General features: G+C 71.1%; 10 protein-coding genes and 1 pseudogene. 6 read left to right on the top strand and 5 right to left on the bottom strand.

Annotated elements, in window-relative coordinates; genetic code table 11:
• On the top strand, nt 1–337 hold a 337-nt coding region (locus AOK08_RS26860), incomplete at its 5' end, for a MerR family transcriptional regulator (RefSeq protein ID WP_338400155.1).
• 317 nt (nt 338–654) lie between these two features.
• Here the strand turns inward: AOK08_RS26860 and AOK08_RS26865 are convergent.
• Nucleotides 655–1803, bottom strand: a complete 1149-nt coding sequence (locus AOK08_RS26865; protein ID WP_055530734.1) for an oxygenase MpaB family protein — start codon at nt 1801–1803, stop codon at nt 655–657.
• Between the two features lie 123 nt (nt 1804–1926).
• On the opposite strand from AOK08_RS26865, the gene AOK08_RS26870 reads away from it, so the two are divergent.
• Nucleotides 1927–2658: a TetR/AcrR family transcriptional regulator C-terminal domain-containing protein gene (locus AOK08_RS26870; RefSeq protein WP_157876809.1), complete on the top strand. Its 732-nt coding sequence runs from the start codon at nt 1927–1929 to the stop codon at nt 2656–2658.
• Between the two features lie 239 nt (nt 2659–2897).
• Here AOK08_RS26870 and AOK08_RS26875 read toward each other — a convergent pair whose 3' ends face one another.
• The 4 genes and pseudogenes from AOK08_RS26875 to AOK08_RS26890 form a co-directional block, all read right to left on the bottom strand.
• Nucleotides 2898–4436 carry a hypothetical protein gene (locus tag AOK08_RS26875; RefSeq protein WP_055530736.1) on the bottom strand — a complete coding sequence of 513 codons (1539 nt, stop codon included), beginning with the start codon at nt 4434–4436 and terminating at the stop codon, nt 2898–2900.
• Between the two features lie 83 nt (nt 4437–4519).
• A pseudogene (locus tag AOK08_RS26880) lies at nt 4520–4798 on the bottom strand (hypothetical protein); the annotation flags it as partial.
• 72 nt (nt 4799–4870) lie between these two features.
• On the bottom strand, nt 4871–6340 hold the full coding sequence (locus tag AOK08_RS26885; RefSeq protein WP_198539405.1) for a sensor histidine kinase: 1470 nt from the start codon (nt 6338–6340) through the stop codon (nt 4871–4873).
• Between the two features lie 20 nt (nt 6341–6360).
• Nucleotides 6361–7056 carry a response regulator transcription factor gene (locus tag AOK08_RS26890; RefSeq protein ID WP_055530762.1) on the bottom strand — a complete coding sequence of 232 codons (696 nt, stop codon included), beginning with the start codon at nt 7054–7056 and terminating at the stop codon, nt 6361–6363.
• 160 nt (nt 7057–7216) lie between these two features.
• On the opposite strand from AOK08_RS26890, the gene AOK08_RS26895 reads away from it, so the two are divergent.
• The 4 genes from AOK08_RS26895 to AOK08_RS26910 are packed head-to-tail and all read left to right on the top strand — an operon-like array spanning nt 7217 to nt 12066.
• Entirely contained in the window at nt 7217–8011 is a 795-nt protein-coding gene (locus AOK08_RS26895; protein ID WP_055530743.1) for a hypothetical protein, read from the top strand.
• Nucleotides 8011–8691 carry an ABC transporter ATP-binding protein gene (locus AOK08_RS26900; protein WP_055530745.1) on the top strand — a complete coding sequence of 227 codons (681 nt, stop codon included), beginning with the start codon at nt 8011–8013 and terminating at the stop codon, nt 8689–8691. Before AOK08_RS26895 ends, AOK08_RS26900 begins: the two co-directional genes overlap by 1 nt.
• Entirely contained in the window at nt 8672–9400 is a 729-nt protein-coding gene (locus tag AOK08_RS26905) for an ABC transporter ATP-binding protein (protein ID WP_055530747.1), read from the top strand. Before AOK08_RS26900 ends, AOK08_RS26905 begins: the two co-directional genes overlap by 20 nt.
• A 5-nt stretch (nt 9401–9405) precedes the next feature.
• Nucleotides 9406–12066: an ABC transporter permease gene (locus AOK08_RS26910; RefSeq protein WP_055530755.1), complete on the top strand. Its 2661-nt coding sequence runs from the start codon at nt 9406–9408 to the stop codon at nt 12064–12066.
• Nucleotides 12067–12128 lie beyond the last annotated feature (62 nt).

The following is a 12128-nucleotide window of genomic DNA, read 5'->3' on the forward strand; positions in this document are numbered from 1 at the left end:
GGCCCGCGAACACGGCACGCACTACCGGCAGTTCGGCCCGGACGACGTCCGCGACGCCCGCCTGATCCAGACCCTGCGCCGCAGCCACTACCCCCTGGACCAGATCCGCCCGGTGCTGGAGGAACTGCGTCTGCGGGGCGGCACAGAGGCCCTGCGAGCGGCGGTCGCGGCACGCGGGGAGGCGCTGGCGGAGCGTACGCGGGCGATGCTGACGGGGGCGGGGCGGCTGGCGGAGTACATCGAGTACCGCGAGGGCGGGGAGGACGGGGAGGTCGGGGAGAACAGCTCCCCGAACAGTCCTGCCAACAGCTTCGTGACGCGTCCGGCGACGACTTGACCGACACGCTCGACGAAACGGGGGAGCAGGTCCTCGCGCTCCCTCCACTCCCGTAGCCCGATACCCACCTGGTGATTGTGCTCGGCGTGCCGGACCACCTCGCCGACGATGTGCTGTCCCACTGTCGGCAGGTCCATGCACCTGGGCATCCTGTCGACTCCGGCCAGGCCAACCGCCTCAGGGTGGCCGTCAATGGCGAGGAAGACATCGAAGGGCTGTCTGCCGACGACCTCACCGGCGATCGAGGTACCGACAGGCAGTGCGAACCGTCTCGGGCCAGGCCGTCGCGGCAACGGCCGGTTCGGGCCGTCCATGTGTCACGCGGCGGGCGCGGACCCGTTCGTCGGGCCACCGGTCAACTGGCTCATGGCGCGCTGCGCCAGTGTCTGCTCGTGGAGGCGGCGGGCGGATTCGAGCAGGCGGATGCTGTCGGGCCCCCACATGCGGCGCAGGATGTAGCGCTCGTACGGGCCCTGCTGCATCAGCCAGGCGATCGGCAGGAAGAGCTTCGCCGCACGGGCGGCGCGCTTGCTCCTGCGCGGGCTGAGGCCCATCGAGTGGCGCGTCCTGGCCGGCAGTGCGCCCATGATGGGGAGTTCGATCGCCGTGGTCTGCAAGACGTACGGGATGACCGCGCGCAGGTGTGAGATGTGGAAGTTCTGCTTCACCGTCCGCATCACGAGTTCGAACCAGTCCTCGCCCGTTCCGGGAGCGAGGTTGACCGTCCGGCTGGGTGCGAAGAGTTCCGCGTACTTCTCGTAGAGGGACCCCAGTTCGGACATCGAGGTGGGGATGTCCTCCTCGGGCGCGCCGACGAGCCGCAGGTAAGCCGCCGTCTCGGCGATGAACTGGTCGCGCTGCTCCGGGGAGAGGCGGTGCGGCTTCCTCCCGTCGCGGAAGGCGAACGCCTCGTAGACGCGCAGCATGGGGTGCATCTCCGTCAGCGCGGCCCACATGGCGTCGCGCGGCTCGCTCGCCGCATAGCCGCCGAGCTCGGGACGCGCGATGTCGATGACATCACCGGCCACCTTCTTGTGGATGGCGTGGAGGTGCTTGGCCATCAGCTTGGCGGTCTTCGTGTCGCCGAGCCACATGGGCGCGTGCATGCCGGAGTTGCGCGACAGCCGGTCGAACACGTCCAGCATGGTGAGCGTGCCCTCCCGCGCCTTGCGGGCCATCGGGTCGCGGTCGCGCAGGCCCGCGTTGATCGGGTTGTAGCCCTTCGTCTGCACCGCGCTCTGGGCGGCGTTCAGGAAGACGACGGTGGCCGGGTGGAGGAGGACCTCCCAGGCGACGCTTCCGGGACCGAAGAGGCCGTAGTCGGGGGTGCCGTCCTCGTGGAGCGACCCGCCTGCCGGGGTCGGCTCGCCGAAGCGCCGCCAGCGCCGCTCCGTGCCGAGGAGGTCTTCCCTGGTGATCTTGATTTTGGCCGGCTTGATGCCGTGACCTGCGGCGACAGTGCTCATTACGAACTCCTTCGTTCGACTCTCCCTTTTAATTCCCGCCCGGGAATTAAGCCTGCCAGCAAGCTATGCTCGGGTGTGCGCCCCGTCAACCCCCATGAGGCACGAGAGGCAGAAGCCGTGAACGTGACAGAGCGGACACCGGCGACCGGCGGCCGGAGGGGACGCGGACGACGGGCGGGCATCGACCTGGAGGGCATCATCGAGGCGGCCCGTTCCCTGGACACCCGCACACTGACCATGCAGGCCGTGGCCGACAAGCTCGGAGTCGACCGCAAGGCGGTCAACCACCACGTCAGCGACCGGGAATCCCTGCTGAAGCTCCTGGCGCTCGACACCTTCTCCAAGGGCTCACCAGGCGTCGAGATCCCCCCGGACGCCTCCTGGCAGCAGGCGTGCCGTATCTACGCGGCGGCCTTCACCGACCGCCTGATCGCCGCGGACGCCCTCGCCGAACACCTCATGCCGGACGACTCGCTCTACACCCAGTTCATCGAACCGGCCGAAGCCGTCGCGAAACGGATGACCGAAGCAGGCTTCGACGACGAGGGCACGGTGCGCTGCCTCGCCCTGCTGACCAACCTCTGCTGGGCCTACGCCCGCGACGCCCTCTACGTCGCACACAGCGGCGAACGCCTCCGACCACGACTGACCCGCGAAACCGTCGAAGGACGCGACCGCGGGGCATTCGAGCACCTCGCCCGGATCGTCGACCGCGGCATCGACACCTACGACCGCAGCCAGTTCGACCTGAGCGTCGAGATCTTCCTGCGCGGCGTCGAGGCAGTCCTCCCACACGGCGAAGCCGCCGACCCCACACACGGTTCAGAGGCAACCGTGAGGCCCTCTCAGGCCTGACCAGCGCCCTACTCGCCTTCGTCGACGACCATCGACCGGTCCGGGCCCGCTATTGGGCCCCGCCGGGCCGCCCGCACAGGGGAGGAGTCGATCACCGGAACCGAAGCCCAGCTCCTGGGGCAGCAACGGCTTGAGAGCGACCACAGTTCATCCGACACGATCCACGGCCGCGACTGACGTTTCCCCACGAGCAGACCAACGACCGTCCAACCCGAGAGTCGAGTGATCAACAGCTTCTGTCAGGGCCTCTGAGGCAGCAGACTCCGCATCACCGCACGCGGCAGCGACGGGTTACTCGCCGCCGCTTCCGCCACCCCTTCGTCGTCGTCGGCGAGCAGTTCCACGATGGCCGGGGGCGGGAGGGCCGGATGGGCGGCGGCCACGGCTCTCGCCCGGACGTCCCGGGCGTCCCCGAGGCAGGCGAGGAGTGCCCCTGGTGTCGCGTGCGGGTGGCGGGCTATTTCGCGGAACGCCTTCTGTACCGGCGGCCGGTGGCAGGCGAGGTCCTCCAGGAGTGCGCCGGACGCGTCCGGGTTGGCCGCCACCGCGGCGAGGACGCGGACCCCGTGCCGGTCGACCATGGCACGCAGCCGCGCCTCGGAGAGACCGGGGTGCGGGGCGATGGTCTTGAGCACCTTCGCGTCGGGGTCGGTGGCCAGCGCGTCGCGGATGTCGGCGGGCAGATCGCGGCGCAGGGCCACAAGGCTCCGTACGGCAGAGTCGGTCGAGTGGGCCAGTTTCTCCACCTCGGCGGGGGACGCGGCCTCTACCCGTGGGGGCAGCTCGGCGCCGAGTCTCGTGGTGGTGGCGAGGCGGACGAGGACGTCGAGGGGCACCCCGGGGTTGTGCGCGAGGTGACGGCGTACGTCCTGGTCCTCGTCCTCGGCCAGTACGCGCATCAAGGTGTCGTCGATCACCGGGTTCTCGGCGAGGCAGGCCCGGATGCGCGCGTCGGGGTCCGTGGCGAGCCGTCGGCACACCTCCGGGGGCAGGTCGGGGCGTTCGGCGAGGGCCCAGCGAAGGTGCGTCGCCGGGTGGTCCGCGAAGGGGAGCACGGCCTCGGTGGGTGTGGCGGGGTTCCGCAGGGCCGCGTGCCGTATGCCGTCCACGGCGGACTCGTGCGTGCCGGCGCAGACGGCGTCCGGCGGCGGATCGCAGTCGGTCCCCTCACCACCGTCGCAGACCATGCACTGCCGTATCGGAGGCAGCTCCTTGCCGTCGAGCAGGGCCGCCAGTACGGCCGGTGGCGCCGCCTCGTTCCAGGCCAGCCACTGGCGCACCTCGGCATGCGGATGCGCCGCGAGCCTTGTGGCCAGTTCCGGATCCGTCGTCCACTGGGCGAGTTCCCCGACGACCTGTACGTCCGGATCAGCGGCGAGTGTCTCGACCACCTCGGGCGGCAGGCCCGCGCACTCGGTCAGCCGCCGTCGGCGCCAGGAATCCGGGTCCGCCGCGAGGACACGGGCCCACTCGGGGTCGCCGCGTCCCTCGTCGAGCAGCGCGAGAGCGGTGTCCGGATCGGCGGCCGGATCCACGTCCTCGGCGGTCAGCAGGCCCTCGCGCGCGAGCCCCGCGCCGGTCTCCGGGGCGCGGGCGTACAGGGCGAGCGCCTGCCCGTGGGTGAGGTCGGGGCGGTCGGCGAGGTAATCGGTGAAGTCGGCGTCAGGGACCGCGAGTTCGATCAGGCGGTCGACGAGTTCGGGCGGCAGGGCGGTGTTGGCGGCGAGCCCGCACAGGACGCGGACATGGGCATGGACATCGGCATTGTCATGCTTCACAGGGGCATTCTGGCGGGGGCGGGGGCCGGCGTTCAGGGATTTTTTCGCGCCTCCCGGCACGGGGGGTGCCTCTATGTCCTTCGTCAAGGCCGATGGGCCCATGCGGGGGCGTTTTCGGGGGTGCGGGGCTCGTAGAAGGTGCCGTCGCGGAACATGGCGAACAGGACGCTGATGCGTTGGCGGGCGAGGCGGAGGAGGGCTTGGGTGTGGGTCTTTCCGCGGCCTCGCTGGCGGTCGTAGTAGGTGCGGGAGGCGGGATCTTCATGCAGCATCTGGGCGTGGTCGAGGCGAGGGCCGAGGACGCGTTCGAGGCTGGGGTGGAACTGGGTGAGCAGGCCGCGTATCCGGTTGGAGGTGCGGGTGGCTGTGGTCGGCGAGCACGCGTTGAGCGTTGGTGGTGCGCGAACAGGAGCGGTGCGGCCGTGGGCGATGAGTCACGGCGATGGCCTTGGACGAATCATGGGCAGCCGCACGTGGAACTCGGCGCCGTTCGGAGAGTCGGCGATCCACACGCGGCCGCCGTGAGTGGTGACCACGTCGCGGACGATCGCAAGGCCCAACCCCACGCCGCCGGAGTTCCGGTCGCGGGCGGACTGGACCCTGAAGAATCGGTCGAAGACCTGTTCGCGGTGGGCGGGGACCACCCCGGGACCGTCGTCGGCCACGACCAGCTCGGCCACCGGTCCCACCTCAACTCCGCCGGCGTTCCAGTACCCGCACCGGTTCTCCTCCCCGAAGGGGAACAGACGTACGGCGATCCTGGTGCGCGCGTGCCGTTCCGCATTGTCGAGCAGGTTCCGTACCATCGCCCGCAGCTGTTGCGGGTGGCCCTGAACGCGTACCGGTGACAGTTCTGACAGGTCGACATCCACCCGGCCGCGGGCGCGGATCGCCGCCACCTCCGTCAGCAACAGCTCGTCGAGGTCCACCGAAGAGGCGGGAGCGGAACCGTTCCCCGCACCGACCCGCGACAGCACCAGTAGTTCCTCGACGAGCTGGTCCAATCGCCCCACCTCGCGGTGCACATCGCGGGCCATGACCGGCCAGTCGGTGACCGCCGGGTGGGCCAGCCCTACTTCCGTACGCGTCCGCATCGCCGCCAGCGGGCTGCGCAGCTCGTGCGAGGCGTCGCTGACGAACCGGCGCTGGCGCTCGCCGGCCTGTTGCAGCCGCTCCAGCATGGCGTTCATCGTTCTCGCCAGTCGCCCGATCTCGTCCGTACCGGGCGGCTCGGGCACGCGAAGGTCCAGTTCGCTGGAGGTGATCTCCGCTACCTGGCGGCGCATGGCCTCGACAGGGCGCAGCGCCCTGCCCACCAGCAGCCAGGCCGTACCTCCGGCGACACTCAGGATCACCGGACTCGCGACAAGGAGTGCGGAGAGCGTGGCGTCCACGCCCTCTCCGACGGGTTCGAGAGAGGCGGCCGCGTAGACGGCGACCGGGCGGTCGGCAAGGTAGGCCGGGAGACCAACCGCCCAGTAGGGAGCACCGTCACCGATCGGCAGTCGGTGCAGTCGGCTGCCGACCGCATGGTCCTGCGGCCGCTGCGGCAACAGGGGGCCCCGGCCGAGCAGTTCGGGGCTGGCGGCGAGCACGGTTCCATGCTGGTCGACGATCTGCAGGACCGGACGGTCCTCATTGGCGCTGCTCAGCACTGGCAGTACACCTGACGTGAGCTGGGAGACCGCGTCCTGTGCCCGCTCAGTGGCCGCGGACCTGGCATTGCCGGTGAGGTCGTTCCTGACGAGGGCGAGCACGACGACCGAGACGAGCACGAGACCGGCACCGACCATCAGGACAGCGAGCAGCGTCAGGCGAACACGAATACCGCTCGGTCGGCGCCGAAGCAGCCGCCCCAGCCGTCCCTGTGGTCTCGACGCTCCGTCGGCGATCCGGCCCGCCACGACGAACAACTCCCCCGACCCTAGCCGCCGTCGGCATCGAGCCGGTACCCCACACCGCGCACGGTCCGCACCGCGTGCCGCGAGAACGGCAGGTCGACCTTCCGCCTCAGGTATCCGATGTAGACATCGAGTACCTTCGACTCCTCGTCCAGCGCGAAGTCCCACACCTCGTCCAGGGCGGCCCGCCGGGTGACGACCTGCCCGGCCCGAGCCATGAGAGCCTCCAGCAGAGCGAACTCCCGGGCGGTCAGCTCGATGTCGGTCCCGCCACGGCGGCAGCTGCGAGCACCCCGGTCGAGTACGAGGTCCCCGGCTGTCAGAACGCGGGCGTCGGCCTTCGTCGTACGGCGGATCAGCGCCCGCACCCTGGCGAGCAGCACCTTGTAGGAGAAGGGCTTGGCCAGGAAGTCGTCGGCGCCTGTGTCGAAGGCGCGGAGCTGGTCGTGTTCGGCGCTGCGGGCGGTCAGTACCAGGACGGGGGTCGCCACGCCCGAGTCGCGCAGCCGGGCGCACAACGGCAGGCCGCCCAGCCCCGGCAGCATCAGGTCGAGCAGGATCAGATCGTAGGTACGGTGCAGCAGTCGGTCCCAGGCGAGCAGGCCGTCCTCCACCGTCTCCACTGCGAAACCGTCGTGGTGCAGGCCCTCGGCCAGGGCATTGGCCAGAGCGGTCTCGTCCTCCACGACAAGAACCCGGGCCGACTGGTCGAATACCACGACGACACCTCCCACCACCACTACTTTGTGTCGAATTTACCTCACACCGGTAAGAGAGCGGCAAGAGAAACCCCGCCCCCGTACCAACGAGCCTCCTCTTAATGGGCGCTTACCCGGGACCGCCCACTCTGTGGGTGCATCAGCCCCCTGGGGAGGAGTCATGACCCGCAAACCCACCCTTTTGACCATGATCGGCGTTCTGCTCGGCTCCGGCATCGCCGTCGGCGCCTGCGGCTCCGGTACCGGGACCTCCGGCGGCTCGGGCACCTCGTCGGCCCCGGCGCCGTCCCCGTCCGCTCCTTCATCGACCGCACCGCCCGACGGGGGGTACCACCCCGTGATCGACCCGGCCAAGTTCAGCAACCGCGTCACCAACCGCTACTTCCCCCTGCGGGCCGGCACCACGCTGGTGTACGAGGGGACCCGCGACGGACGTCCCCAGCGCGACGAGGTGATCGTCACCAAGGAGACACGCGTCATCCTGGGCGTGCGCTGCACGGTCGTCCGGGACACCGTGACGAGCAACGGAGCCTTGGTGGAGAAGACCACCGACTGGTATGCGCAGTCGGCCGCCGGCGACGTCTGGTACTTCGGCGAGGCGACCGGCGAGTACACCAACGGCAATCTCACCAGCACCAAGGGTTCTTGGGAGGCCGGCGTGGACACCGCTCAGCCTGGCATCGTCATGAAGGCGCACCCCGAACCCGGTAACAGCTACCGCCAGGAGTACCGGCCCGGCGAGGCCGAGGACATGGCGAAGGTGCTGCGGACGACGGCCACAGTGAACGTGAAGGTGGGGCGGTTCTCGAACGTCGTCGTGACGGACGACACCGACCCGCTGAACCCTGACAAGGCCGACCACAAGTTCTACGCACGGGACGTCGGCCTGGTACAGGCCGATCGGGTCCGCAGCGGCCACCACGAGCACATCGCGCTGGTCGAGAGGCACGGCTGATGTCCGGCGCGGCGGCCGTCGAAGCCGACGGGCTCTACGTGATCTACCGCGAGCGCGATCTGGAGACCGTGGCCCTGCGCGGAGCGGGAATCACTCTGCCCGAGGGCACCTGGACCAGCCTGATGGGCCCGTCGGGCAGCGGCAAGAGCACCCTCGTCCATGTCCTGGGCGGGCTGCTCGAACCGAGCGGTGGCCGCGTCTTCGTCAGGGGCGAGGACATCACCCGCCTGCCGTCCGCGGAGCGCGCCCAGCGACGCCGGCGCCGCATCGGCATGGTGCTGCAGCGCGACAATCTCCATCCGCTGCTCGATGTCGGGGCCAATATCGCTCTCCCCCTGCGTCTGGACGGGCGTCCCGCGGCTGACGTACGTACTCGCGTACGCGAACTGCTCGACGGCCTGGACCTGTCCGACCACGCGCGGCAGCCGGTGGGACAGCTCTCGGGCGGCGAGGCGCAGCGGGTGGCGATCGCCGTCGCCCTCGCGGCCCGGCCCACCGTGCTGCTCGCCGACGAGATCACCGGCGAGTTGGACGCGCGGACCGCCGCCGGTGTCCTCGACATCCTGGCTCGCGTACGGGACGACGAGGGCGCGGCGATTCTGACGGTCACCCACAATCCGTCCGTCACGGAACGGGCGGACCTACGTCTGAGGATGCGCGATGGAATCGTCATCGAATGAACAGACGGCCGAACGCCCGGCAGTCCACGCCGAGCGGCTGACCCGCGTCCATCGCGACGGGCGACGCGAGCTCAAGAGCCTGGACCAGGTGTCGCTGACCGTGTCGGCCGGCGAGGTCGTGGCCGTGACCGGTCCCAGCGGGGCGGGCAAGACCTCCCTGCTGCACATCCTCGGCGGCCTCGACAGCGGGTACCAGGGCCGTGCGTGTGTCGCCGGGACCGACTGGCAGACACTGCGCGGCAGCGAGCGGGCCCGTTTCAGGCGGCGCACCTGCGGGTTCGTGGTCCAGGGCCTGGCCCTGCTGCCGCAGGCGACGGCCGCGGAGAACATCGAGGTGCCGCTGCTGCTCGACGGTGTCACGCCGGGCGCCCGCCGGACTCGCGTCGCCGAAGCCCTCGCCCTCGTCGGCCTGGCGGACCAGGGCGCCAAACTGCCCGACCAGCTCTCCGGCGGCCAGCAGCAGCGTGTTGCCATCGCCCGGTCGCTGGTGAACGAACCGGCCCTGATCCTCGCCGACGAGCCGACCGGCAGCCTCGACTCGACGACAGCCGCGTCCGTGGTCCGCCTGCTGCTGGCGGCGGCCCGGGAACGCGGAGCCGCGGTGGTGCTGGTGACCCACGATCCGCAGGTCGCCCGGCACGCCGATGTGGTCGTACGCCTCCACTCGGGGCGACTCGACACCCCCATGGGTGAGACACCGGAGGAGTGACCGGCATGTTCTGGCTCGTCCTGCGGATCGCGCGCCGTGCGCCTCTTCGGCTGCTGCTGGCGGCACTGGCCGTCGCGCTCCCCGTGGCCACACTGGCCGCGACCCTCCTGTACGTCGACGACGCCTCCCGCGCCATGACCAAGGTCGCGCTTCAGCCGGTCCAGGTGGAGATGCGCGCCCTCGCCACGACCCTCGACAGCGATCCCGTACGGCTCGGGCAGCGGCTGCGCACCGTGCCGGGGGTGAAGCAGGCCGACGTCTTCGCCTCCGCCGACGTCGTGGTGTCCGCGCCCGGCTCGCAGGCGCGGGTGAGCGCGCGACTGTTCGCCGTGGAACCGGCATACCTGGCGCACCATCCGTGGGTGCGCGCGTACGGCGACCTGCGGGCGGGGGTGCTGCTCAACGACGCCGTGGCCGCTTCACCCGGCTTCTCCGGGGCGCGGCGGGTCACAGTCGACCTGCGCGGCGACTACCGGCCACTCGGGCTGTCCGTGCCGGTCGCGGGCCGGGCCGACCTGCGGGACGCCACGACCTGGTACGCCATCCCGGCCGGGGCTGTCCAGGGCGACATCGCCGAGGTGCCACGGGCGATCGTCATCGACTACACAACGTTCCGGCGGACGGTTCTGCCCGCTTTCCGCCACGCGCTCGGGCCCGCCACCTCCATCACCAACCCAGGGCTGTCCGAACTGCCGCCGGTGAGCCTGGAATCGCATGTCGCGGTCGACCACGGCACCTACCCCGCCGACCCGTCCGCCGCCGAGCGGTGGTCGGGCACTTTGCGCCGGACACTCGAGCGCCGCGCACCCGGTGACGTCCTCGTCGCCGACAACGCGGCCGAACCACTCCTCGAGGCGGGCACCGACGCCACCAACGCCAGGTCCCTCTTCTTCCTCCTCGGTATCCCTGGAGTGCTGGTGTCGGCGGCCCTGGGCCTGGCCGCCGCCTCCGCGCTGACCGAGGCTCACCGCAGGGAGGACGCGCTGCTGCGCCTGCGGGGCGCGTCCGACTCCCACCTCGTGCGCCTGGCGGTAGGGCAGGGGACGCTCGCCGGTGCGGCCGGGACCGTCATCGGTCTCCTGGCAGCGGGTGCCGCGGTGTCCGGCGTCGTCGGCCACCCCGTCTGGCGCGACATCCCGGCAGGGTCGCTGACCGTCGCGGTCGTCCTGTCGGTCTGCGTCGGCACCTCGGTGACCGCCGCCCGGCTCGTCCCGCTCGTACGGGCCGGACGCAAGGCCGCGCTGGTCGTCGACCGGCGCCTGATACCGCCGCCGCGGCCCCCGCTGTGGCGCCGCGCCCATCTGGACGCCGTGGCCCTCGTCGTCGGGCTGGGCATCCTCGTGGGCAACCTCGCCTCGGGCGGGCTGAAGCCGGTCCCGGTCCAGGGACCGGCGCTGGCCCTGGCCTTCTACGTACTGCTGGCACCGCTGCTGCTCTGGCTCGGCACGGCCCTGCTCGCCGTACGAGGTCTGCTGGCACTGCTCGCCCGCTGGAGCAGGCCCGACCGGCCCCGGCCGCTGACCACCTGGCCCGGGACCATGCTGCGCTGGCTGGGCCGCCGACCGTCCCGTACGGCCGTGGCGTTGACGCTCGGAGTGCTCGCCGTGGCGTTCGGTGCGCAGACCGCGACCTTCGCGGCCACCTACCGCACCGCCGCGCACCGGGACGCCCAGGCAGCCTTCGGCGCCGATCTGCGGTTCACACCCGCCACCGAGGTGACGCAGCCGCCGCCCGACGGGGGGCCGGGGGTGCGGGCGATCACACCGATCCGCGCCGTTCCCGCCCGCGCGGGCAGCGACCGTAAGACGATCATGGCCGTGGATCCCGCCTCGTACCGTTCGGCGGCCGTCACCGCGCCCCAGATCACCCGGGGCGCGGGACTCGACGCACTGGACCGCCGGGCGAACGGGGTGCTGGTCTCCCAGGAGATCGCGCAGGACTTCGGCGTGGCCCCTGGCGACACCGTCCCCGTCACCGTCTTCCCCGACGACCTCGACCTGTCCCAAAAGCTCGACCTGCACGTGGTCGGCGTCTACCGTGCCTTCCCGCCCACCGACCCGCTCTCCGAGATGGTCATGAGCGTCTCCGAAGTCCCCGCCCCCGTGCCCCCACCGGACTTCTATCTCGCCGACGTGGCCCCGGGGTTCAGCCCCGGCGCGGTCGCCGACCGGATGCGGCAGGAGGGCAAGCCCCCGGGCTACACGGTCTCCACGCTCACCGAACGCGTCCGGCAGCAGCAGCGCGGCCTGACGGCGCTCAACCTCGACGGTCTGAGCCGTATCGAGGCAGTCTCGTCCGTCGCGGTCGCCGCACTGGGGGTCGGGCTGCTCGGCGCCTTCCTGATCCTCGAACGCAGAAGGGAGTTCGCCGTCCTGCGCACGGTCGGCGCCGATACCCGGCGGACCCTTACCGGCCCCGTCGTCGAGGGCACCGTCACCGTGGTCGGCAGCCTGCTGATCGGCATACCGCTGGGCCTTGGCCTCGGTGTGCTCTCCATCCGTGTCCTGGGCCTGTTCTTCGCTCTTCCCCCGCCCCTGGTCACCGTCCCCGCCGGTACTCTCGCCCTGCTGGCCGGCCTGGTCGTGACCCTCTCCGCACTCGCGCTCGCCCTGGCCCTGCGCCGGGTCGACCGTATCGAGGTCACTTCACTGCTGCGGGAACCGTGAGGCACGGGTCCGTCCCACGGGGGGTCGTTCTTCGGGTGCGGGGCGGTGGGGGCTGGTCGCGC

It is taken from the genome of Streptomyces graminilatus, from assembly GCF_001418565.1.
In the GTDB taxonomy this organism is placed as follows: Bacteria; Actinomycetota; Actinomycetes; order Streptomycetales; family Streptomycetaceae; genus Streptomyces; species Streptomyces graminilatus.